Genomic DNA, 23,936 nt, shown 5'->3' on the forward strand with positions numbered 1-23,936 from the left:
GAAAATTATTCTTGCCACATTTACATATCTATATGGATCTCATATATAAATTTGTTTATTTTTCTATTACTTTTCTAAAATATTAATAAAATTTATAATAAACATTTAACATTTTTTTAACTGTTCTCATGCAAATGTACATTACACAATTAACAATATATTGACCATGCTCATTTTTGGTGTTAAAATATTCGTAATAAAAACATTATTCCCTATATTCTTACAAATTACCAGCACTAATTTAAGTTACAAATACACTAAATGAAAACATCATTTGAATTTGGAGGAATTTTATGAAAAAGCGAAATTCACTACAACTTAAGGCAATTTGTATAATATCTTTTATTTTTATTTTAATAATAAGTATTCTTACCGTTATTTGTTATAACAATTCAAAAAAATCAATTTTAAATTCTATGGAAAGCTCTGGCAAACAGACAGTTACTATTCATGCTCAAGACTTGTCTTCTTGGGTAAATTCAAGATTATCACAAATGCAGGTAATTGCAAATACAGAATTGGTATCAAGTATGAATTATGATAAAATACTACCTTACTTTCAGCGTGAACAAAAAAATTATAATGGAATTTATAATACTTTAGGTATTGGTGATACAAGCGGAAAGCTAATTTTACAAAATGGAACTGTAATTGATATAAGTTCTGAAAGCACTTTTTCTTTAGTGATGCAGGGTAAATCAGTTATATCAAATCCATTTAGTGCCAAACAAAGCCCTTCTGATTGGATTATATCTATGGAATGTCCCGTAAAAGATACAGGAACTAATAATGTTATTGGTGTTGTAAGCGGTGCTTGCCTTGTTTCTACAGTGTTTAAAGAAACTACTAATTTTCATTTAGGAAAAACAGATAAAGTGTATATACTTAATAAAGATGGTACTGTATTATTCCATCCAGACAATAAACTAATTAATACTAGTAACTTTCTAAAAAGCTCCAACAGTCAATATGCAAGTTTAGTTAAACAAGCTGTTTCTCAAAATAGTTTTTCTGGAGAATTTAAAGATAATACTGAAACAAAAATGCTTTTTTCATCACACGTTGATGGAACCGATTGGTACATGTTTCTAGAAGTACCTACTAATGAATATATTAGTGGCATAAACTCCTTATTATATTCAACTAGTATTCTAGCAATTATTTCAATAATTTTATTAATTATAATACTAACTTTTTTGACAAAATACTTTTTTAACAGATTATTAAATGTATCTACAGCTGCTGAAAGAGTAGCTGATGGATACCTAGTTAACTATTTACCCGAAACCCCAGATGAATTAGGAACATTTAATGCTACTTTTAATAAAATGGTAAAAAATTTAAAGGACATCGTATTAAAGTTAAGAAATGTTTCAAACATTGTTTCATCATCTTCTAAAAATTATAAAGAAATTGGCTTTAAAGTTGCTGAAAGCGCTAAATGTATTCAAGAAAACATTACAGATTTAGCTTCAGGTTCTAAAGTAGCTGCTTCTGAAATTTCAAACGTTACCAAATATATTGGTGACATGGAAAAGCAATCAAAAAGTCTAGTAGATATAAGTGTAAATATTGACGCCATGATATTAGAGGCCAAGAACAATGTATCTGATGGTTCCCACAATTTAAATTCTACAATGGACTTATTAGACAATATGAAAAATAGTATATTAAATTCTAGTAAAGTTATAACAAAACTTTCTGATGGATCTAAAAACATTGAAAATATAACAACTTCAATAAGCTCTATATCAGATCAAACAAATTTATTAGCTCTAAATGCCAGTATTGAAGCTGCAAGAGCTGGCGAGCATGGTAAAGGTTTTTCTGTAGTGGCAGAAGAAATTAGAAAATTAGCTGAACAATCTTCTACCTCAACTGAAGAAATATCTAGAGAAATATCTGAAATACAAAAACAAATATTAGAAGCTTCATCAACTATGAAAGACAGTATAAATTATATGGAATCAGGTACAAGCTCTATGGAAACTATTTCAGATGTATTCTCTAAAATAGCCAATAAAATTGAAAAAATAAAAAATGTCAGTTCTGATGTATCTGAAATTGCAAAGAAACTGCTAAATGAAAATATAAATATTCATAAAGCTATTTCAAATGTTTCTTCAATAAGTGAAGAAGCTGCTGCCAATACGTCATCTACTGAAGAAATAGTAAATGATCAAGAAAAGATGTTTTTAGAGCTTAAAACTGCTTCAAAGGAGCTAGAAGATCTTTCAATACTATTGTCAAACGAAATTTCTAAATTTAAAATTGACTAGCAGAAACTCTATATGATTAATTTTAAATAAAAAAAGCTATGAAATATAGGATAAATACCCCAATTTCATAGCTTTTTTACATATTACCTATAGATCTAGTACTGTTCCCGTTCTATTTATAAAACTTCCTTTACATTCCTCATTAAACATTTTTACAGCCTTTTCACCAGTGCAATGAGATAATCCTAAAATATTTATATCCAAAGAATTCAAATATTTAATTGACTTCTCTATTCTCTCATCATCTGCTTCAATAAGGTGTGTTCCACCTATTATACCTATTACCTTTTCTCCAGTCTTTTCAGTAATTGTATTTATCATATTTAAAAAACCAGGATGAGCACATCCAAGTATAACAATAAGTCCTTTTTCTGTCTTAAGACATAAAGCTATTTCATCCTCAAAATTATCGATTTCATATTTATCATTAATTTTAATCTTCATATTTTCATTGATTTTTTCAAAAGAATAGTGTCTATTAAAATTTGAAATTACAAAAGCATTATCATTTATCTTTAATAAATCATCTTTGACAAAATTGATAGGTACCTTTTTACTTTTGATATATTGTTCATCAAAGTTTATTCCTATATATTTATAACCTACCCCATTTGAAAAATCAATTTTAAGCTTTCCATCAGAATAGTGATATTTGTTGCTTTTTTCAAAAAAATGCTCACTTATAATAAGCTTAGGTTTTATATCATAATTTTCCAACAATCTTTTAACTCCACCACAATGATCATAATGAGCATGGCTTAAAACTAAAACATCTGTAGTTTTAATATCTACATCCAGTTTTTCAGCATTTTCTATAAAATCTCCACTTTTTCCTGTATCAAACAAAATGTTACAGTTATCCATTTGAATAAACATTGAAAGTCCGTGTTCATACTTCAAATTTTTACTTTCATCTTCAGTGTTTTCTATTAAAGTAGTTATTTTCACTTGATCACCTCATTACATTTTTTCAGCAAATTCTTTTAAAGTTGCTGTTGTAGAATTAAGTTCCTCTACTGCTGCTGAAACCTGTTGTATTGCCGCCATTTATTTTTGTAATATTTTATTTAAATTGTTAAGTATTTCATAATAATGAATAATATATAAACCAACCAACATAACTATTGTCGTAATCATTTTCAATAACTTTAACAGAATTTGAAGTACCAAAAAATGAATTCAATTTTATTCTAAGCTAAAAAATCATCAAACAAATTTTTATAATATTTTATTATGAATTTTTTGTTAATAAAAGCATCAATTATACACTTATAACTTAAATGATTTATAATAGTGTATAATTATCACAAAATAGTAAATTGATATGGAGGGTGAAGATAAATGGTTACAGAAAATGAAAAAAAATTGTATGCTGCATTAGACGGACTTAATATAGAATATACAAGATATGAGCATGATGCCGTTTATACCATTGAAGAAATTAAGGAAAAAAATCTTGTTTTTGATGGAGCTGGTTGTAAAAATCTATTTCTTCGCAATAGAAAAGGTGATATTCATTATCTTGTAGTAGTAGAGGAATCTAAAACCGTTGATTTAAAAAAACTTTCTAAAGATATAGGCAGCACCCCTTTAAGTTTTGGATCAGAAGAAAGACTATATAATAACCTAGGTTTGATGCGAGGCTCTGTTACTCCTATGGGATTAATAAATAATACTGACAAGAAGGTAAAACTCATTATAGACAGTGATTTAGCAAAATCCCAGAAAATAGCTGTTCACCCTAATGTTAACACTGCAACTATTGTTTTATCCCTTAAGGATTTAGAAAAATTTGTTCATTGGTGTGGAAATGAATTTTCATACATAAAAATTTAAATTGTAGTTTTATTTTTGTAAAGCAAATCTTTCCAATATTTTTATAACTTTAGCTTCTGCGTTTAAAATACAGAAGCTAAAGTTCATTTTATCCTTATTTATTTATAATTAACAGTATTAATTACTTCTTTTAGTATTTAAAAATATTATTATAAATATTATTTTTTAACTTGACATGAGGTTAGCTTTTATGTTAATATTTCATCAAGAAGTTAATATTAACTAGTTAAAAGGGAGTAATTTAAATTATAAAGTCAACAATTCGATTTATATCTGGCTTTGTAAACCTGTTTATGGTAATGAGACTTTTAACATAATACTATTTTGACGTAGTTTATGTTAAAAGTCTTTTTCTTTTATTCTCATAATTATCTATATTCAAATTAAGGAGGTATTTATCTTATGTCAACAAGAAAATCACTACAGCATATCCTATTCTGGGTTGGAGTTGCCTTATTATTTAATATTGGAGTTTATTTCTTCATGGGTCAGGAAAAAGCCCTATCCTTTTTAGGAGGTTATGTAATTGAACAAAGCTTGAGTTTAGACAATTTATTTTTATTTTTGCTTATATTTGAAAGCTTCGGAATAAAGCCTCAATATCAAAAAAGAATTCTAACTTATGGTATAGCTGGAGCCATAATTTTAAGATTTATATTTGTAATTTTAGGAGTAAGAATTGTTAATGAATTTCACTGGGTATTGTATGTATTTGGCTTATTACTTATGATAAGTGGCTTTAAAATGATATTTGAGAAAAAAGAAAGGCAAAACTTTAAAGATAACAAAATTTTAAAGCTTTTGCACAAAATAATACCTGTTTCCGATAAATTAGAAGGAGAAAAATTCTTTACAAGAAAAAATAAAATTCTTTACGCCACTCCACTTTTTGCAGTACTTATACTTATAGAAGGGTCCGATATATTATTTGCAATAGATTCAATACCTGCTGTATTCTCAATAACTACAGATCCTTTTATAGTGTATACCTCTAATATATTTGCAATATTAGGACTTAGAAGTATGTATTTCTTACTAGAAAAACTTCACAACAAATTTGCTTATGTAAAATATGGAGTTGCTTGTATACTTATATTTACAGGTATAAAACTTTCAGCTGGATTCTTCCATATTGATATTTCAGTTGTAGTATCTCTAATAACTATATTTGCCCTATTAGCTATAAGCATTATATTTTCAATATTTATGCCTAAAAAAGAAAAAGTATCATTATCCTATGAAAATTCAAAAGATATATCTCAATAAACTGAGTGTGGCTTTTTAGCCACACTTCTATATATTTTTCTATTTAATGTTGACACTACTTATAAATGATGTTATTATTATAATATAATAAATGATAATGATTTTCATTACGAGGTGGTAATAATGAGCATTTGTGATTTAAAACTTGGAGAAACAGCTTTAATAGAAAGTATATGTGGAAATGAAAAATTAATAAAAAGACTTCTTGCTTTAGGATGCATAGAAGGAACTGAAGTTGCTTTAAAGGCTTCTGCCCCATTTGGTGACCCTATAGTAATAAACTTAAGAGGATTTAATTTAGCAATACGTAAAAAAGATGCAAAAAATATATTTATAAAAAGTTCCAAATTGTAATGTTTTAGGAGGATTAATATGATTACAGCAGCTTTGCTTGGCAACCCTAATGTAGGTAAAACTTCACTTTTTAATATTTTAACTGGATCCAATCAATATGTAGGTAATTGGGCAGGAGTAACTGTAGAAAAAAAAGAAGGTTTCTTGGATAATTCCTTAAAAATTGTGGACCTTCCAGGAATTTACGCTATGGATACTTTCTCTAACGAAGAAAAAGTATCAAGAGAATTTCTACTTAATGGAGATGCAGATGTAATAATAAACATAGTAGATGCTTCTAATTTAGATAGAAATTTATACCTTACAACTCAACTTAAAAGCTTTAATAAACCTATAATATTAGTATTAAACATGGTAGATGTGGCAGATTCTAAAGGAATTAATATTGACTACTCCACATTATCTAAAGAATTAAATGTAACAGTAATACCTATTGTTGCTTCCAAAGGCATTGGAATAGACCATTTAAAGAAAATGCTTCTTGATGGCCATTTTTTAAGCCAACTTACTGATAATGATTTTCAATTTCAAGACGAAAAAGAAACTTATGCTTTTATTAATGGAATTTTAAGTAAATGCTTTACTATGACAAGCAATAATTATGTGTCACCTACAGACAAAATAGATAAAATTGTACTTAATAAATTTTTAGCTTATCCTATATTCTTTGCTATTTTGATTTTGATTTTCAAATTCACTTTTAGTTGGGTAGGTCAACCTCTATCAGATGAATTAGATACAATTTTAAATTCAAACTTAGTTCCTTTTTTAGAAAATGTCTTATCAAGTACAAGCCCTTGGTTTAAATCATTACTTGTAGGAGGAATTTTAGGTGGTGTCGGTTCTGTTGTAATTTTTCTACCTGTTATCATGGCACTTTTTCTTGGTATCTCTATACTTGAAGACAGTGGCTATATGGCTAGAGCAGCTTTTATAATGGACAAGTTAATGAGAAAAATGGGACTATCCGGCAAAGCCTTTATACCTTTGGTAATGAGCTTTGGTTGTTCGGTTCCAGGAATTATGTCAGCAAGAACTTTAGAAAGCGAAAAAGATAGAAAACTTACTGCACTTTTAGTCCCTCTTATGTCTTGTAATGCAAGACTTCCTATATATGCAGTATTTGCTTCTGCTTTCTTTCCTGCAAAGCAAACAGGTATTATAATGTCATTATATCTTTTAGGTATTATTATCTCTTTCATAATAGGATTATTGTTTAAAAATACTTTATTTAAGAAGGAAGAAGAACCTTTTATAATAGAGCTTCCTGAATATAAACTTCCTGAATTTAGGAATGTTATATTACATACCTGGGATAAAGGTAAAGGATTTTTAAAAAAAGCTGGTACTATTATATTTTCTATGTCAATACTTATCTGGTTCTTATCCAATTTTAACATTTACGGTATGACAGATATAAACAATAGTATACTATCCTATATTGGAAAATGTATTAGCATAATATTTAAGCCTCTTGGCTTTGGAGATTGGCAAAGTTCAGTTTCATTACTTACAGGTCTCATGGCTAAAGAAGCAGTAATAGGCACTATGGGTGTTATATATGGTGGTGACTTAAAGTTATCATTGCTCCATCATTTTACTCCAATATCAGCTTATGCATTTTTAGTTTTTGTGTTACTATATACCCCATGTATATCTGCTGTAGGTGCTATGAAAAAAGAATATGGTAAAAATATGGCCATATTTTCTGTAGTATATCAATTTAGTTTAGCTTGGCTAGTTTCTTTTATAGTTTTTAGATTAGGTTCTTTAATATTCTAGATTGGGAGGTAATCATATGTTAATAGAAATTTTAGTAACAGTTGTTTTAGTTGCTTTTGCAGCACGCATACTGTATAAAAATATAAAGAAAAAATCCTCTGGAGGATGTGACTGCGGTTCTTGCTCCAGTCATTGTGCACATTATAATAAAAAATAGTTAACAAAAAAGCCTGTCCATTGAACAGGCTTTTTATTAACTATAATATTGTTCCTTTTCTATAATATAGTCAACTATGTCTTCAATTGTAACTATACCCTTCAAAACACCTCCGTCAACTATAGGAATAGCAATAATATCGTTTTCTCTAAGTCTAGCTGCTACTTCTACGATATCCTCATCTTCAGATGCTGTAACAACATTTTTTGTCATTACCCAATCCACAGGACAAGTATCATAGTGACCTTCTTCCATTAAAAATCTATATATATCAGCTTTAACTATTATACCAACCAACTTATCATTTTCATCAACTACAGGTGCTCCATTCACTTTATTTGCATTTATAGTTTCAAGTGCTTTCTTTAGATCATCCTCTGTTTTAAGTTTAACTATATCTGAATGCATTATTTCCTTTATCATAAACATCTACCTCCTTTCCTATATTATACAATGAATTGTGTATAAAGTCTAAATATTTTTAACACTCACATTAACTATTTACTGTACTAAATTATACTAATAACTGTTGCTAATTATATCCTTCAATTCATTGCAATCCACACACCCTCTTAATATATTGTCTATAGTTCTTGCAGCAGCTTTTTTCGATATTCTATCTATATCAACGTTTAAAACAATATTATTCTTTTTAAGAAGGCTTTTAAGATATCTGCACTGTTTTTTTGTAATTACATTTTCCCTAACCAAATCATGATCATTTTCTATCTTAAAAATGAGTTCATGTATCTTAGGTAGACTCAATACATCTTCATAATTATGAAGCATTATTTTTTTCTTAAGTTCTTTATTTGCAGTTAATAAAAATTCCTTATACAAATCTACACTTATACCACCATCTATTTTATCTTCTCTTTCTATACCTATATATTTTTCTACGGTTTTGAGATTGCATCTTTCCATACCCATTTGTTTATAATAAGGTCTTATAAGTCTATACAAATCTATATGATACTTTGGAGACTCAAATACTATATTCTGTTTTTCCATCCTTCTCTTTATAAAAGGTTCATCAAAAGCTATTCCATTATAAGAGCACCATTTTTCATATTCCAATAAATCCCTTTGGAAATTATATAATATTTCCTTTTCATCCTCTAAATCTTCTGCAAAATACTGCTTTACACAAAAAAACTTATCATCTTTAAATCTTCCCATGGATATAAGTATTACTCTATCTTCTTCCTTATCAAACCCTGTAGTTTCTATATCAAAATATGCAACCTTATCCATATTATAATATTGAAATACATTTTCATGTAAATCTAATACTTCTTTATATTCTTCTATAACCATTCTAAAGTCCTCCAAATTTCTGGTTTAATAAACCTACATTACTTATTATATAACAATATAAAAAATTTGAAAATAACTGAACAAAAGTGCTTTAGAACAATAATTACTTATTCTAAAGCACTTTTAAATCTACATTTTTTCTACAGTTTCAATTCCTATCAAATTTAATCCGTTCTTTAGTACTTGACAAGTAGCTTCTACTAATTTAATTCTTGCTATTTTTGTAGCTTCATCTTCTGCATTCATTATGCTGTGAGCATTATAAAACTTATTGAAACCTTTAGCTACATCAATTATATATCTTGTTACTATATAAGGTTCTAATTTATCTATAGCATATAATATAGATTTCTGGAAACCTTCAAGAGTTTTTACAAGTTCAAATTCTTCTTTAGAATTTAATTTGCTGTAGTCAATATCTCCTTCAACTTCTCCTGCTCTTCTAAGAATACTCTTTCCTCTAGCATAACTGTATTGAACATATGGACCTGTTTCGCCATCAAAGCTTAAAATTTCCTTCCAGTCGAATATTATATCTTTTTCTCTGTTGTTCTTTAAATAAGTAAATATTACTGCTCCTATACCTATCTTCTTTGAAACTTCTTCTTTATTTTCCAAATCAGGATTCTTTTCATTTATAACTTCTAAAGTTTTTTCAACTGATTCATTTAATAAATCTTCAAGGAATATAACATCACCTTTTCTTGTTGATAATTTCTTATCTGCAAATCTAACAAGTCCAAAAGCTACATGTTTACAATCATCAGCCCAATCATGTCCCATGAGTTTTAATGTAGTAAATAACTGTTTAAAATGAAGGGATTGATCAGATCCTACCACGTATATGCTCTTGTAGAAATCATAAGTTTTCTTTCTATAAGTTGCTGCTGCTAAATCTCTAGTAGCATAAATAGTTGCTCCATCTGCTTTTTTTATAATACATGGAGGCATATTGTACTCATCAAGCATTACTACTTTAGCTCCATTACTTTCCACAAGCAATCCTTTTTTATCTATTTCATCAATTACGGCATCCATTTTATCATTATAAAAGCTTTCTCCTGTATAATAATCAAACTTTATTCCAAGCATGTCATAAACAACTTTAAATTCCTTTAAGCTTAAATCCTTAAATCTCTGCCAAAGTTTAGTTTCTTCTTCGCATCCATCCTCTAAATTCTTAAAATGCAATCTTGCTTCATCTTCTAGGGATGTATCCTTTTCAGCTTCTTCATGAAATTTAACATATATTCTTAATAATTCTTTTATAGGTTCTTTTTCTAAAACTTCTTCATCACACCATCTTTTATAAGCAGATATAAGCTTTCCAAATTGAGTTCCCCAATCTCCTAAATGATTTATACCTATACAATTATATCCTTGAAAAGATAATATTCTATATAAGGCATTTCCTATAGATGTACTGCATAAATGTCCAACATGAAAAGGCTTTGCAATATTAGGTGAAGAATAATCTATAGTTATATTCTTTCCAGTTCCTATATCTGAAGAACCATATTTATCTCCATTTTCAAGAACTTTTTCTATAGTGTTTTTTGTAAAGTCAATTTTATCAACAAAAAAGTTCAAATAAGGTCCTAGGTTTTCAATCTTTTCAAAGTTATCTTTATTTATTTTTTCCTTTAATTCTTCTGCTATAGCATTTGGGGCTTTTCTTAAAGTCTTTGAAAGTTGAAAACATGGAAAAGCATAATCTCCCATATCTGATTTTGGTGGTATTTCTATTAATTTATCCAATGTTTCTAAATCCAATTCCACATGTTCTTTTATTCTTTCTGCTACCAATTTTTTATAATTCATTTTAAAACCTCCAAAATATAATTTTTCAACAGTTTAATTTATATCCACAAGCTTTATTTCAATAAAAATTATGGATTGATAATTTAGTTTAAATTACAAAAAACCCATCTCTTTTTAATAAAAGAGACGGGTTATATCCGCGGTACCACTCTAATTGATAGGTATCACTACCTTATCCACTCATACTTTAACGCAGTTAACGTCTTGTTTTTTCATTGTGATTTCAAAACAAGCTTCTCAAAGACTCTCTTCCATTTTAGATATCAATACAGGCTTTCACCGTCCCTGCTCTCTTTAAAGGAACTCTAAAAGTACTCTTCTTTTCAATGAATTAATATACAATTTACAACTTATTATATTACTCATTGCAATTTCGTGTCAATACCTAATCTACAATTTAAACATTTTTACACTTTCTGCTAGTTCCTCAGATAATTTATTAAGCTTTTGTAAATCATCAGTAACACTTTGAAGTACTGCTGTTTGTTCTTCAGAAGATGCTGCTACTTCTTCAGTATTTGCTGCTGTATTTGTTGTAACATCTTGTATTTTATTTACACTTCCATCTACCCTATCAATAGTTTCCTTTGAATTTGTAATCATGTCATTAACTTTTTCCAAGCTATTTTTTATTTCATCAAAGGATTTTAAAATTCTATATAATGATTCTCCAACCACCTTTACTGTAGTTGATCCTTTTTCAGATTCCTTGCTACCTTCTTCTATTGATATAAGTGCCTTGTTAGTTTTTTCTTGAGTGTCATTAATTAAATTTTTAATATTATTTGAAGATGTCATAGATTCTTCTGCTAGCTTCCTTACTTCATCTGCAACAACCGCAAAACCTTTTCCTGCTTCTCCTGCTCTAGCAGCCTCTATAGAAGCATTAAGTGCTAATAAACTAGTCTGATCTGCTATTCCATCTATTATTTCTACAATGTTTCCTATTTCCTTTGAATTTTGTTGAAGTTCAGCTATTACATTTGATGAATAATTAACGCTATCTTTTACAGTGTTAATTTGTTTAAACATAGTATCCATTTTTTCTCTTCCATCTACTGCAAGCTTATTCACTTCTTCAGATGCTTTTACCACATTAACAACCTGCTCTTTTATGCTTGTTATATTATCAACTACATTTTTCATAGCCTTTGATATTTCATCTGTAGCTGTAACCTGCTTTTCTGATCCATCTGCAACTTGCTGTATAGAAGTAGCTATTTCTTCTGATACCTGTGAAACCTGCTGTGAAGATGTTAAAATTGATTTTGTCGAACTTTCTACATTTTGTGATACATTAGTAATATTTGTAGTCATACTTCTAAGTTTTTCAATCATATTATTAAAACTATGTCCAAGCTTACCTATTTCATCTTCAGTTTTTACTTCTATATTCTTTGTAAGGTCACCTTGTGAAACATTTTCTGCCCCTTCTGCTAAATTAGCTAAAGGTTTTAAATTTTTACCTATTAATGACTTCAATAAAATTGAACCTATTATAAAAGCAAGAAGGGATATTATTGTAAAGCTTAATACAACACTAACTAATGCTTCGTGCTTATTTTGGAGTGAAATTCCCACATCTACAGCCCTTATTACTTTTCCATTAGCATCTTTTACAGGCACTATAACATCGTATACATCTATGCCTTTATATTTGTACACAGAACTATGAGGTTTGCCATTTATTGCTTCTTTACTTCCTTCATCTGTTAATGAAATTCCCACTCTGCTCTTATCACTATGTGATAAAGCCTTTAAATTACTGTCAAAGGTTAATGCAAATACAACATTTGATTTTTTTCCTAATTTAGTTACTAAGCTTTCATCATTTACTTCTTTATTTAGTTTTTCAACTTCATTGGCAATAACACCTACTTGTACAAGTCCTCCACCTTTCAAAGCTACAGAACCATATTTATAATAATTAGTATCTGCTGAATTTGAGCTTTTTCTTGTTGCCTCAATAAGTTCATTTTTTTGTCCCTTAATAACAGCCTGTGCAGCATGGTCTTCTGGATATTTATATCCAATATTAGCTGGAAGATTTGAATAAACTATTACTCCCTGAGGATTGCATATGTTTATTTCCTGTACATCAATATCTTTTGCCACTTGCATTAAATATTCATTTGATACAGTTGGATTTTGTCCAACTAAATAAGCTGTAGTTTTAATTTTCTGTCCTAAAAGCGAATCCAAATTTTTGATTACTGCAGTATTAGTTTGAATTTCTGAAACCACTTCATCTACAAAATTATTTCCATCCATTTTTATTTGTGCATCTAATCTTTTGCTAATTATGCTATAAGACACAATTGCAAGCACTACTGTAACTAAAAATACTACTAGTATAGAGTTTAGCGTTACTTTAAATTTTAGAGTTTTCGTATTACTTTTCATCAAGTTGTCCCCCCATTATGTATTTTAAATAAAATAATTTTAATTAAATATTTAGAATTATTTTATCAGCCACTTAAATTTTACATTAAATATCAATAAACTTCAACATCTTTTAATATTTAATGATAATTTGCCATAAATTACATCTTTCTATTTACTAATGCCTTCTTATAAACTCTTATAAAATCACAAATTTCGAACTTTAAAATATGTTTTCCATCTCAAATTATCATTAATCTATATGTGAAAAAGATCACTATCAAGGTTTATTGACTTTAGTAAATTGATACATCCTTAACATATTTACTTTTATACTCTTCATACACCTCTTTCCAAAAAATCCCTGACTTCATTAAAATAATACTGTTATTTTTCTCATTTACTGATACATCAAATTGAATACCATCATAAAAAATAAATTTTGATTTCATATATTGTACTTGATTTTTTACTCTAGTATAAAATTCCTTCTCTTCATTAGTTATAATCAAATAATCCTCATTAGTTATATTTTTTACTATTACTCTAAATTGCTTTTTATCGATTTCTACAGTATGTAGTTGGTTTAAATTATCCTTCGTAATATATTCCTCCTCATATAGTTCTTTAAGTTTAATTACACTATATTTTTTTCTTTTTATAAGAAAAATATTCATTAATCTATTGTATTTGTATATAAAGAGGTTCTGCAGCAGGACTACCCCATATAAATAAATTTACATAAAAGTGACTATATCTAAGTTTCATAACCTAGACATAGCCATTTAAATTCTAAATATTTTTTCACTAACCTTTTGCAAATTTTTTTCTAAAGAATAGTTTTAAATCATTCAAATATGTGTATACCACTGGCACAAATAATAATGTCAATAATGTAGATGTAATTAATCCTCCAATAATTGCAAAAGCCATAGGTGCACGTTGTTCTGATCCTGCACCAGAAGCTATTGCTGTAGGAATCATACCAAAAATCATTGCTAAAGAAGTCATAATAATTGGTCTTAAACGTGTATGACCAGCATTTATTAAAGCTTCTTTTAAATTCATTCCTTTACTATAATTTTGTTTTGCAAAGTCAATAAGCAAAATTGCATTTTTAGTAACTAATCCCATTAGCATGATAACACCTATTGCAGACATCATATCTAATTCTTTATTGCCAACAAGTAAACCTAAAATTGCACCGATAAGGGCTAGTGGCAGCGAAAGTAAAATAGCAAGTGGATCTACAAAACTTTCAAACTGAGCTGCAATTACAAGGAATATAAACAAAACTCCCATAAGAAGTGCTTGAGCTAAACCTCCCATGCTTTCTGCCATTTGGTCTTGACTTCCTCCAGCACTTAACTTTATATCCTTAGGCGTAGGTGCTTCACTTTTCAGTTTATTACTAAATGCTTTAGTAAAATTACTTTGTGCTACTTGAGCATAATTTGCGCTTAATTGAATTTCTCTTTCTTTATCATACCTATTTATAGTAGATGAAGATGTGGAGAATACTTTTTTAGTTACTTGATCTATAGGAACCATTTTACCACTTGTACTGGTCACATAAATTCCTTGTAAACTACCAAAATCTTTTCTATCATTTTTTTCAAGCTGCATACGGACATCATATCTATCCTTTTCAGTTTCATACTGACTTACTACAGTTCCATTAAATAAAGTATTCAATGTACTAGAAACTGTACTTGGATTTACTCCTAAATCGCCAGCTTTATCTCTATCCACTTCAAGCTTCACTTCTGGCTTTCCAGATGTATAAGTAATGCCTACATCTACTGCTCCAGGGGTATTTTTCATTACTTTTTCAACCTTTAAAGCATATTTTTGCAGTTTTTCAAAATCTGAACCTTGAACATGATATTGAACTGACTTACCTGAGCCTGTAGAACCACCAGCTGAGTTAATTGATAAATTGATTCCTGGAATATTAACTAAATCCTGTCGCATCTTTACTATAATTTCATCAATACTATCTTTTCTATCTTTCTTATCTGAAATTTTTACATTAAGTTTAATTTTATTTGATTGAACTGTAGAAGATATATATTGTACAGTTTTATTCTTCTTAATAACAGCTTCCATATCTTTATCAATCTTTGAAGCATTATCCAGAGTGGAACTTGCATCCAAATCTGCTGTTATTGCTATTTGTCCATTATCCGTTGCAGCAACAAAGCCTGTCTTCAATTGTGTAGCTAAAAGCAAACTTAATACTAATAACCCTATTGGTATCATTAAAGTTACAATTCTATGTTCTAGTGCCCACTTTAACAATTTAGAATAAGCCCTAGATAAGTTATCAAAAGAATTATTAAATCTTTCTAAATACTTTCCTATTATAGGAACTTCCTTTTCTTTACTGCTTAAACTCTTTGCAGAAAGCATTGGTACCAAGGTAAAAGCTACAAATAGTGAAACCAAAACACTGGCAGCAACGGTCAGTCCAAATTGTACAAGGAACTTTCCTACCATACCATTAATCATAGCAATAGGAAGAAATACTGCTACTATGGCAAGAGTAGTAGCTATAACTGCAAGTCCTATTTCTGAAGTTCCATCCTTTGCTGCTTGAATTGGACTTTTACCCATATTAAGATGACGCACGATATTTTCGATAACAACTATAGCATCATCAATAAGTAATCCAACAGCAAGGGATAACGCCATTAGTGATACTGTATTAAGTGTAAAGTTCATAAATTTCATTACTGCGAAAGTAGTAATTATGGATACAGGTATAGAAACTGCACTAATTGCAGTACTGGCAACATTCTTAAGAAATATAAAAACTACAATTACCGCAAGTATACATCCTTCTATCATTGTTTGCTGAACATCTTTAACTGAATCAATTATAGATGTTGAATTATCGGCTACAAGGTTAATTTTAACCCCTGATGGCAAGCTTTTTTTTATGCTTTCAATTTCTTTTTTAACATCCTTAGCTACTTGTACTGTATTTGAATTAGATTGTTTGACAATATCAATACCAATTGCTTCCTTACCATTATAAAAAGATAAACTACTTTTTTCTTTACTTCCATCCTCAACTGTTGCAATATCTTCAAGTTTAATTTCACTACCATTACGTTTGGTAATTAAAACATTAAGAAAATCATCTACCTTCTTTATAGAAGAATTAGTTTTTAAGCTTATTTGTGTATCTCCACTAGAAACTTTACCACTGGATAGATTAATATTATCAGCACTTAAACCATTGGTAAGTTCTGAAACTGTAATATTTAAGGAATTCATTTTCTCTTTATTTAGTTTTATGTGAACTTCTTTTTCCTCTTCACCAGAGGTATTGACGGCTCCAACCCCATTTATGGTTTGTAACTTTTTTACAAGGTTATCATCCACTATCTGTGATAACTCTTTATTAGACATTGAACCAGTTATAGCAAAAGAAAAAATAGCTGATGCACTAGCATCAAATTTTGAAACTACAGGATCATCAATATCTCTTGGCAGACTGTTACGGATATTAGATAACTTATCTTTCACCTCCTGCATTGCTTCAGCCGAAGGTTTTTCTAAAGCAAAGGAAATAGTAGTACTTGAAACTCCTTCTATTATAGTTGAGCTAACATGCTTCACTCCCGATATTTGACTTACTGCATCTTCTACTTTTTTTGTTATCTTTGACTCAATTTGATCTGGATCTGCTCCATTTTGAGTTATCCTAACAGATACCGTTGGCATATCAACATCTGGAAGCTGATCCATTGGTAAATTTATATAACTAATGGCACCTAAGGCCAATAAAGCAATAATAATTACAGTGATAAATACAGGTCTTTTTAAACTAACATCTGATAAAAACATAATTAAACTTCAACTCCTATTCTGCTAATGCTTTTACAGCATCACCATCTTGCAAAGTGCTTATATTAGTACAAATAACATTATCTCCATCTTTTATTCCAGACTTTATTTCTACTGTATCTTCACTAATTTCTCCTACAGTTATATTTTGTTTTTTTGCTACTCCATTATTATTTATAAAAACATAATAGTTTCCTTCACTACCTCCTAATGCTTTTAGTGGCAATGTAATTGCTTTTTTATTTTCATCCTTAACAATTTTTATCTTTCCAAAAACACCAGGCTTAAGCTTTCCATCTTTATTGTCAATCTGAATTTTACACTTAAATGTTCTAGATTGAGGATCTGCTGCACCATCAATATTCTTAATAACTCCATCATATTCTTTTGAATCTTCACTGCTTAGCTTAAATTTAGTTTTTGTTCCTAATTTCACATAACTTAAATCACTATCTTTCACTTCAATAACAGCATTTATTGAAGATATATTTTCTACTTTTCCAATGACTGTTCCAGGACTTATATATTGACCTACAGTAATATTTTTTCCACTGACAACTCCACTAACTGGAGCTGTAATAATTGTGTTTTGTAGTGATTCTCTTTGAGTATTCAAATCTGTTTGTGATTTTTGTATGTTAGCTCTTTGTGCATCTGCAGAAAGACTTGAAGACTCCGCATTCGCTCTAGCTGTTTGTAAATCAGTTTGTGCATTTTTTAGCTGTGTTTCTGCATTTTCAAGATCAACTTTTGTTTCTGCACCTTGATCATAAAGAGCTTTCATTCTATCATAATTTCTTTCGGCACTTTCTAAATTTGTTTGCTGCTTATTAATTCCTATTTGTGAAGAGTTTGCTGAACTCTCTGATGAATTTAATTGAGCTTGTGCAGCAGCAGCTTGTGCTTCACTAGACTTTATACTGTTTCTTATATCAGTATCATCTAACTTTACTAAAGCTTGTCCAGCTGACACACTTTGTCCATTTTCAAAGGAAACTTGTGTAACCTTCCCTCCTACTTTATTACTTATAGTTCCTTCTTCAGATGCCTCAAGTGAAGTATTAAAGGCTGCACTATCTGCAAATGTATCTGTGCTAGCCTTAATTACTTTTACAGCAGCTTTATTCATATTAGTTGTGGAAATAGCTGAATTATTTTTTGCTTTACTTGAAAAAGTTCTTATTCCAACTGATATAGTTCCAACAGCAGCTAAAGCAATTATTATACAAATTAACTTCTTTCTTTTAATCATTTTTTTCCTCCTAAAATAAATGCAAATTATTTATATATTTATTAAAATTAATTTTCACTCTAGTTTTTTCAATAAGCTTAATGTAAATTTTATGATTGGTTTCTTAAACTGATCATAATCGACATTATATGGCAGCATGAAAAACTAAAAATTAACTCAGAGGTTATAAATATGAACAATTTATAAACAAAGATAAATGATAATAATTTCACTGTCAGTTAATTTTAAGTTTTTTTTTTCATGTTATAATTATTTCAAAGAAAAGGAGGTATAATAATGTTTAAAATTTTAGTTGTAGAAGATGATAAAAGCCAGGCTAGGTTGATGAAGGCTATTCTCAGCCATGCTGGATATGAAATACATTTAGCACATAATGGAACTATTGCACTTGAGATCTTAGATCAAGTTCATATTGATTTAATTGTACTTGATGTGATGATGCCAGAAATGAATGGATATGAATTTACTGAAACTATACGAAAAAGTGGAAATATGATTCCTATTCTAATGCTGACGGCTAAGCAACTTACTACAGATAAAATCAGAGGATTTCAATCTGGAACAGATGATTATATGACAAAGCCAGCAGATGAAGAAGAACTGCTTTGGCGTATTAAAGCCTTGCTTAGGCGAGCAAAGGAAGCAAGTGAACATATACTTAAGATTGGCGAAGTTATACTAGATAGTGATGCGTTTACTGTCACACGGATAGATGAGAAACAGACACTTCCAAAGAAGGAATTTCAGCTGCTTTATAGACTGCTCTCTACTCCTGATTATATTTTCACCCGTCTTCAACTAATGGATGAAATATGGGGGATGGATTCAGAGTCTGTGGATACCACTGTTAACGTACATATTACAAGACTACGTAAAAGATTTAGCAGCTATCCTGAATTTGATATTGTTGCTATACGAGGTGTTGGATATAAGGCGGTGAAGAATGTTGAGTAAAAAAACGTCTTACTGGCGATTGACAATGATTTTTACAGGAATTGTATTTCTTATTCTGGTAGTTACTGCATTTATAATGTTTATTATCCTATTATTGAGGAGTAAAGGAATACTTCAATTCCAGCTTTCATCCAATCCTTTTCGCTTATTCATTACGCTTGCTCTAATAAGTATACTGCTTGGAACTATGTTATCGGTTATTTTCAGCAGGATTCCATTAAGACTACTTCGTAAGATTATGATAGCAATAGATGCTCTTGCAGCAGGCGATTTCAGCACGCGAATTAATCTTAAAGGCATCCCGGAACTACAACAGCTTAGCAAAAGTTTTAATCATATGGCGGAGGAACTTAGCAGCATCGAAATTTTACGTTCTGATTTCGTAAATAACTTTTCCCACGAATTCAAATCACCTATTGTATCAATGCGTGGTTTTGCCAAAATGTTGAAATATAGTGATTTAACAGAGGAAGAACATAATGAATATCTTGACATCATAATCAGTGAGTCTGACCGCTTGGTAGAGCTATCTAAAAATGTGCTGAATATCTGCAAAATTGAAAACCAGGCCATTATCTCAAACTCAAAAGAATATAACCTGACAGAACAGATTAGAAGGTGTATTGCAATCATGGCACAAAAATGGAGCGCAAAAGATCCTTCTTTTGATTTTGAGTGCGAAGAAATTAATTTTATTGGAGATGAGGATTTGATTAGCCAGGTGTGGATTAATCTTATTGATAATGCAATTAAGTTTACCACTGCACATGTTCTAATTCATATGAGTCTACATCAGTATAATGACTCAATTCGCTTTAGTATAAGTGATAACGGCCCTGGAATGGATGAGGAAACACAGAAGCATATTTTTGATAAGTTTTATCAGGGAGACACTTCTCATGCCACACATGGAAATGGTTTGGGACTTCCAATTACAAAGAAAATTATAGAACTGCACAGCGGTACTATTTACGTAAAATGCGCAAATGGTAACGGTACAACTTTTATTATAGAATTACCTATACAAAAGTAATTAGCAAATTTATTTAATAAGCAGATACATCATTATCTGTAAATTCCAATTTTCTAACAATAATACATCCTAATATACTTATCATAATAATAAATACAGTTGGTAAATGGTTATTTATCCCCCACAATAAACCTGTTAATGATCCCCCTACAAATGAACCAACAAATTGTATTGTGTTATAAACACCAGTAACAGTTCCTCTGGTATTCTTTGTAGAAAGCTTTGTTACACTACCTGGTAATAGTGCATTAAGACTCATATATCCTGCCATAAAGATAGTTGTTCCTAAAAGGATACTATAAAAATTAGTAAAGAAGAGACATACTCCACCAATTAAAATACTTATAAAAGAAATAAGCGCTGATTGTGACAATTTCCCTCTATCTGCTCGCTTTGAAAAGATACTCATAATAATAATACCTATTAAGGTGGCTGGTAAAAATACTTTCCACATTGAAGCTACACCAACACTTTTTTCTAATAATTGAGGGATGATATAAAAAATACTTACCATAGTATAACTTATAATAAAACCTGAAATGGACAGCTTTGTAAATAACTTATTTTTCAATAATCCTATATAGTCTACTTTACTTTTTTCTTCATGTATTTTTTTAACATTATCTTTTTTAATAAATATAACTATATAAATCCATGACAAAAACACTAATACTGAGCAACCTGCAAACATTTTAGAAACTGAAATTATATTATATAAAAAAGGTCCTCCAACAAATCCTATTACCGCTGCAGATCCACTAAACATACCAACAATACTCATTGACTGATTTCTTTTTTCATCTGGAATATTATCACCAATCCAAGAAAAACAAACAGCAGCAATTGCTCCTATGCCTTGCAGTGCTCTTGCTGTTATAAGAAGGTATATATTATCCGATATTGCCGCTAATGCTAGCCCTGATGCCAAAAATAGCGAACCAATGGTAAGTACATTTTTTCTTCCAATTCTATCACTTAAACTGCCAAAAGGCATCTGCATAATCCCTTGAATCAGACCATATATTCCAAGAGCTATACCTACCAGTGCCGGTGTATTATACAATAATGTCTTACCATACACAGACATGAATGGAAGAATCATAACCATAGCAAGCTGCCTTAAAGCCATTGCAATACTTAAACTTACAATAAAGCTAATTTCATACCTAGTAAAAGTACCTTTTTTCACAATTTTTCACTTCCTTTAATTTGTATTTTACCACATTTAACTATATTCCCCACAAATTATTTCCAACCTTTATATTTTCATACAGTACCATTTTATGTAGTTACATATTAAATTGTTCATTTCTCAATTTTTACACATACAATTTTGAGTTAACATAAGCATGGTGCTAAATCTATAGATTAAATTTCTTACTTTATATATACTATAAGTTAAGTATGTGAAAATTTTATAATCTACATATAATCTTTATAAAATTCAGCTATTATAAAGAGTAGTATATCTATATGATTTGAGGTGACTAACATGAATAAAATTCTTATAGTAGAAGATGAAGAAAAAATATCAAATGTACAAAAGGCTTATTTAGAAAAAGAAGGCTACGAAGTATATACATCAACTACAGGGCTAAAAGCTTTGGAATTATTTGATTCAATTGAATTTAACTTGATAATACTTGATTTAATGCTGCCAGATATTCAAGGAGAAGAAATATGTAAAATTATAAGAAATAAATCTGATGTATATATATTTATGGTTACTGCTAAATCTGCATTGGAAGACAGAATAGAAGGTCTTAATACTGGTGCTGATGAATATTTAGTTAAACCTTTTAGTCCAAGAGAATTGGTGGCAAGAGTTAATTCCCTATTTAGAAGATTGGTATCAAATAATAGTTCCATTTTATGCTTTGACAATGGAAATTTAGAAATTCATAAAGATAGCAGAATTGTAAAAGTTAAAGGACTTGAAGTTTCTCTAACTCCTAATGAATTTGATATTTTATACTCTCTTGCAATGAATAAAGGAAAAGTTCTTACTAGAGAACAGTTAATTGACAGAGTTTTCGGTATGGACTTTGAAGGTTTTGATAGAACAGTAGATGTCCATATAAAAAATATAAGGAAAAAAATAGAGGAAGACAGCAAAAACCCTAAGTATATACTGACAGTTACAAAACTTGGCTATAAGTTTGGTGGTGAAAGCTAATGTATAGTATTAGAAAAAAGCTGAGTATTATAATTTTAATTTGCTCTGTATTAGCTGCGTTTCTAACTGCTATTTTTGTAAATGTTACAATAAACAATAAATTTAATAAATACATGTTAGATATTCAAAATAAGAGGAATAATAGAATAGTGCAGTATTTTGAAGAAGTTTATAAAAGGGATAAAAAATGGACATCAAATTCAGGAAGTGAAATGAAACATGAAGCATATATGAGTGATTATTGTTTAACTCTCCTGGATTCAAATAAAAAAATGATCTGGATGATGGATCCAAACGATATTAAAGGTAAAGAACATTTTAAAGCTTTAAGCAACAAAAGTGGTGTTTATATTACAAACAGTTTTCCAATTAAATATAATGGAAGTACTGTTGGATATGTAGAAATAGGCCAATATTCTTCAGTATTATTATCTACTGAAGACATAAATTTTAAGTTATCCATTAATAAGGGAATTGGTGCTAGTATCTTTTTAAGCCTTTTCATTATAATAATTATAAGCCTTTATATTTCAAAACAATTTTCAGTTCCCATAAGAGAAGTATCTAATATATCTGTAAACCTATCTAATGGAGATTATAATTCTAGAACTAGTGTAAAAACAGACATATTGGAAATTGAAAAACTTAAAAGCAGCATAAATACTTTAGGGGAAAAACTTAAGCATCAAGATCTATTAAGAAAAAGACTAATTTCTGACATATCTCATGAAATAAGAACTCCATTAAATATTCTTCAAAATAACTTAGAAGCTATGATTGATGGAATTTTCCCCGTAAATACAGAACAACTAGTAGCTTTAAATGATGAAGTTATTAGATTTGGTAAGCTTTTAAATAATCTAAATACCCTAAAAAAATTTGAGTCAGAAACAATTTCTATTAATAAGGAAAAAGTACCTTTAAATGAGCTATTATCTTCAATATGTGATGATTTTTCGATTGCATTAAATGAAAAAAACATAGAGCTAATCTACAATACAAAATCAGGTAAAAGCTATAATATATTTGGAGATACAGATAAATTAAAACAGGTATTTATTAACCTTCTATCTAATGCAATAAAATTTTCAAATGTCAGTGGAAAAATTTGGGTTAATTTAACCAGAGTAAAAGAAGAAATTATTGTTAGTATAAGAGATACCGGAATTGGAATTCAAAAGGAAGATTTACCTTTTATATTTGAAAGGCTTTACAGAGGAGATAAAAGTAGAAATAAAATTGAAGGAAGTGGACTAGGTTTAACCATAGTAAAGGATATTTTAACTTTACATTCAGCCTCAATTAATGTTGAAAGCGAAGAAGGAAGAGGCTCTACATTTACTATACGATTTAAAGCAATTAATTAACATTTAAAAAACAGCCTAATGATTAAAGCAATTTTTTCATTAGGCTATTTTATATATATTGTATTAAATGCATAAAGTTAAATTGTTTAGTACAAAATAAAACTT

General features: G+C 29.2%; 19 protein-coding genes and 1 other annotated feature. Of the genes, 10 read left to right on the top strand and 9 right to left on the bottom strand.

Annotated elements, in window-relative coordinates; all coding sequences use genetic code 11:
* The first annotated feature begins 293 nt into the window (after positions 1-293).
* Complete coding sequence (locus tag Ccar_RS08805) at positions 294-2,279, top strand: methyl-accepting chemotaxis protein (RefSeq protein ID WP_048030033.1); 1,986 nt, start codon at positions 294-296, stop codon at positions 2,277-2,279.
* Between the two features lie 87 nt (positions 2,280-2,366).
* Here Ccar_RS08805 and Ccar_RS08810 read toward each other — a convergent pair whose 3' ends face one another.
* Positions 2,367-3,227, bottom strand: coding sequence for an MBL fold metallo-hydrolase (locus tag Ccar_RS08810; RefSeq protein WP_007064654.1), 861 nt, complete (start codon positions 3,225-3,227; stop codon positions 2,367-2,369).
* 393 nt (positions 3,228-3,620) lie between these two features.
* On the opposite strand from Ccar_RS08810, the gene Ccar_RS08815 reads away from it, so the two are divergent.
* The 5 genes from Ccar_RS08815 to Ccar_RS26315 all read left to right on the top strand — a co-directional run bounded on the left by Ccar_RS08815 (position 3,621) and on the right by Ccar_RS26315 (position 7,674).
* The gene (locus Ccar_RS08815; RefSeq protein WP_007064653.1) at positions 3,621-4,115 is read left to right on the top strand and encodes a prolyl-tRNA synthetase associated domain-containing protein; all 495 of its coding nucleotides are present in this window, start codon (positions 3,621-3,623) and stop codon (positions 4,113-4,115) included.
* 402 nt (positions 4,116-4,517) lie between these two features.
* The gene (locus Ccar_RS08820; RefSeq protein ID WP_007062439.1) at positions 4,518-5,381 is read left to right on the top strand and encodes a TerC/Alx family metal homeostasis membrane protein; all 864 of its coding nucleotides are present in this window, start codon (positions 4,518-4,520) and stop codon (positions 5,379-5,381) included.
* A gap of 123 nt (positions 5,382-5,504) precedes the next feature.
* Positions 5,505-5,735, top strand: coding sequence for a FeoA family protein (locus Ccar_RS08825; protein ID WP_007062438.1), 231 nt, complete (start codon positions 5,505-5,507; stop codon positions 5,733-5,735).
* An 18-nt stretch (positions 5,736-5,753) separates the two neighbouring features.
* Positions 5,754-7,517, top strand: coding sequence for a ferrous iron transport protein B (gene feoB, locus Ccar_RS08830; protein WP_007062437.1), 1,764 nt, complete (start codon positions 5,754-5,756; stop codon positions 7,515-7,517).
* 16 nt (positions 7,518-7,533) lie between these two features.
* Positions 7,534-7,674 carry a FeoB-associated Cys-rich membrane protein gene (locus Ccar_RS26315; protein WP_007062436.1) on the top strand — a complete coding sequence of 47 codons (141 nt, stop codon included), beginning with the start codon at positions 7,534-7,536 and terminating at the stop codon, positions 7,672-7,674.
* Positions 7,675-7,710: 36 nt separating this feature from the next.
* On the opposite strand, the gene Ccar_RS08835 is transcribed toward Ccar_RS26315, so the two are convergent.
* The 7 genes from Ccar_RS08835 to Ccar_RS08865 all read right to left on the bottom strand — a co-directional run bounded on the left by Ccar_RS08835 (position 7,711) and on the right by Ccar_RS08865 (position 18,301).
* Positions 7,711-8,097 carry a CBS domain-containing protein gene (locus Ccar_RS08835; RefSeq protein WP_007062435.1) on the bottom strand — a complete coding sequence of 129 codons (387 nt, stop codon included), beginning with the start codon at positions 8,095-8,097 and terminating at the stop codon, positions 7,711-7,713.
* 96 nt (positions 8,098-8,193) lie between these two features.
* Positions 8,194-8,991, bottom strand: coding sequence for a ribonuclease H-like domain-containing protein (locus tag Ccar_RS08840; protein ID WP_007062434.1), 798 nt, complete (start codon positions 8,989-8,991; stop codon positions 8,194-8,196).
* A gap of 129 nt (positions 8,992-9,120) precedes the next feature.
* Positions 9,121-10,812 carry an arginine--tRNA ligase gene (gene argS / locus Ccar_RS08845; protein ID WP_007062433.1) on the bottom strand — a complete coding sequence of 564 codons (1,692 nt, stop codon included), beginning with the start codon at positions 10,810-10,812 and terminating at the stop codon, positions 9,121-9,123.
* Between the two features lie 119 nt (positions 10,813-10,931).
* Positions 10,932-11,148: a binding site (T-box leader), on the bottom strand.
* A 54-nt stretch (positions 11,149-11,202) separates the two neighbouring features.
* The gene (locus tag Ccar_RS08850; protein WP_007062432.1) at positions 11,203-13,215 is read right to left on the bottom strand and encodes a methyl-accepting chemotaxis protein; all 2,013 of its coding nucleotides are present in this window, start codon (positions 13,213-13,215) and stop codon (positions 11,203-11,205) included.
* Positions 13,216-13,490: 275 nt separating this feature from the next.
* Positions 13,491-13,871: a hypothetical protein gene (locus Ccar_RS08855; protein WP_007062431.1), complete on the bottom strand. Its 381-nt coding sequence runs from the start codon at positions 13,869-13,871 to the stop codon at positions 13,491-13,493.
* 130 nt (positions 13,872-14,001) lie between these two features.
* Complete coding sequence (locus Ccar_RS08860; protein WP_007062430.1) at positions 14,002-17,049, bottom strand: efflux RND transporter permease subunit; 3,048 nt, start codon at positions 17,047-17,049, stop codon at positions 14,002-14,004.
* A gap of 16 nt (positions 17,050-17,065) precedes the next feature.
* Positions 17,066-18,301 carry an efflux RND transporter periplasmic adaptor subunit gene (locus tag Ccar_RS08865; RefSeq protein ID WP_007064652.1) on the bottom strand — a complete coding sequence of 412 codons (1,236 nt, stop codon included), beginning with the start codon at positions 18,299-18,301 and terminating at the stop codon, positions 17,066-17,068.
* Between the two features lie 276 nt (positions 18,302-18,577).
* Here Ccar_RS08865 and Ccar_RS08870 point away from each other — a divergent pair, with 276 nt between their 5' ends.
* The gene (locus tag Ccar_RS08870; RefSeq protein ID WP_007062427.1) at positions 18,578-19,255 is read left to right on the top strand and encodes a response regulator transcription factor; all 678 of its coding nucleotides are present in this window, start codon (positions 18,578-18,580) and stop codon (positions 19,253-19,255) included.
* Entirely contained in the window at positions 19,245-20,288 is a 1,044-nt protein-coding gene (locus tag Ccar_RS08875; RefSeq protein ID WP_007062426.1) for a HAMP domain-containing sensor histidine kinase, read from the top strand. Before Ccar_RS08870 ends, Ccar_RS08875 begins: the two co-directional genes overlap by 11 nt.
* 13 nt (positions 20,289-20,301) lie before the next feature.
* Here the strand turns inward: Ccar_RS08875 and Ccar_RS08880 are convergent, their stop codons facing one another.
* Complete coding sequence (locus tag Ccar_RS08880; RefSeq protein WP_007062425.1) at positions 20,302-21,477, bottom strand: MFS transporter; 1,176 nt, start codon at positions 21,475-21,477, stop codon at positions 20,302-20,304.
* 303 nt (positions 21,478-21,780) lie between these two features.
* Between Ccar_RS08880 and Ccar_RS08885 the strand changes: the two genes are divergently transcribed.
* On the top strand, positions 21,781-22,464 hold the full coding sequence (locus tag Ccar_RS08885; protein WP_007062424.1) for a response regulator transcription factor: 684 nt from the start codon (positions 21,781-21,783) through the stop codon (positions 22,462-22,464).
* Positions 22,464-23,831, top strand: coding sequence for a sensor histidine kinase (locus Ccar_RS08890; protein WP_007064651.1), 1,368 nt, complete (start codon positions 22,464-22,466; stop codon positions 23,829-23,831). Before Ccar_RS08885 ends, Ccar_RS08890 begins: the two co-directional genes overlap by 1 nt.
* The last annotated feature ends 105 nt before the right edge of the window (positions 23,832-23,936 follow it).

Origin of the sequence: Clostridium carboxidivorans P7, assembly GCF_001038625.1 — a bacterium.
GTDB lineage: Bacteria > Bacillota > Clostridia > Clostridiales > Clostridiaceae > Clostridium_AM > Clostridium_AM carboxidivorans.

Coding starts and splice junctions, on each gene's coding strand:
- feoB (WP_007062437.1), top strand. CDS start 5,754: ATGATTACAGCAGCTTTGCTTGGCAACCCTAATGTAGGTAAAACTTCA.
- Ccar_RS08805 (WP_048030033.1), top strand. CDS start 294: ATGAAAAAGCGAAATTCACTACAACTTAAGGCAATTTGTATAATATCT.
- Ccar_RS08855 (WP_007062431.1), bottom strand. CDS start 13,871: ATGAATATTTTTCTTATAAAAAGAAAAAAATATAGTGTAATTAAACTT.
- Ccar_RS08885 (WP_007062424.1), top strand. CDS start 21,781: ATGAATAAAATTCTTATAGTAGAAGATGAAGAAAAAATATCAAATGTA.
- Ccar_RS08890 (WP_007064651.1), top strand. CDS start 22,464: ATGTATAGTATTAGAAAAAAGCTGAGTATTATAATTTTAATTTGCTCT.
- Ccar_RS08850 (WP_007062432.1), bottom strand. CDS start 13,215: ATGAAAAGTAATACGAAAACTCTAAAATTTAAAGTAACGCTAAACTCT.
- Ccar_RS08835 (WP_007062435.1), bottom strand. CDS start 8,097: ATGATAAAGGAAATAATGCATTCAGATATAGTTAAACTTAAAACAGAG.
- argS (WP_007062433.1), bottom strand. CDS start 10,812: ATGAATTATAAAAAATTGGTAGCAGAAAGAATAAAAGAACATGTGGAA.
- Ccar_RS08825 (WP_007062438.1), top strand. CDS start 5,505: ATGAGCATTTGTGATTTAAAACTTGGAGAAACAGCTTTAATAGAAAGT.
- Ccar_RS08870 (WP_007062427.1), top strand. CDS start 18,578: ATGTTTAAAATTTTAGTTGTAGAAGATGATAAAAGCCAGGCTAGGTTG.
- Ccar_RS08840 (WP_007062434.1), bottom strand. CDS start 8,991: ATGGTTATAGAAGAATATAAAGAAGTATTAGATTTACATGAAAATGTA.
- Ccar_RS08820 (WP_007062439.1), top strand. CDS start 4,518: ATGTCAACAAGAAAATCACTACAGCATATCCTATTCTGGGTTGGAGTT.
- Ccar_RS08865 (WP_007064652.1), bottom strand. CDS start 18,301: ATGATTAAAAGAAAGAAGTTAATTTGTATAATAATTGCTTTAGCTGCT.
- Ccar_RS08860 (WP_007062430.1), bottom strand. CDS start 17,049: ATGTTTTTATCAGATGTTAGTTTAAAAAGACCTGTATTTATCACTGTA.
- Ccar_RS08875 (WP_007062426.1), top strand. CDS start 19,245: ATGTTGAGTAAAAAAACGTCTTACTGGCGATTGACAATGATTTTTACA.
- Ccar_RS26315 (WP_007062436.1), top strand. CDS start 7,534: ATGTTAATAGAAATTTTAGTAACAGTTGTTTTAGTTGCTTTTGCAGCA.
- Ccar_RS08815 (WP_007064653.1), top strand. CDS start 3,621: ATGGTTACAGAAAATGAAAAAAAATTGTATGCTGCATTAGACGGACTT.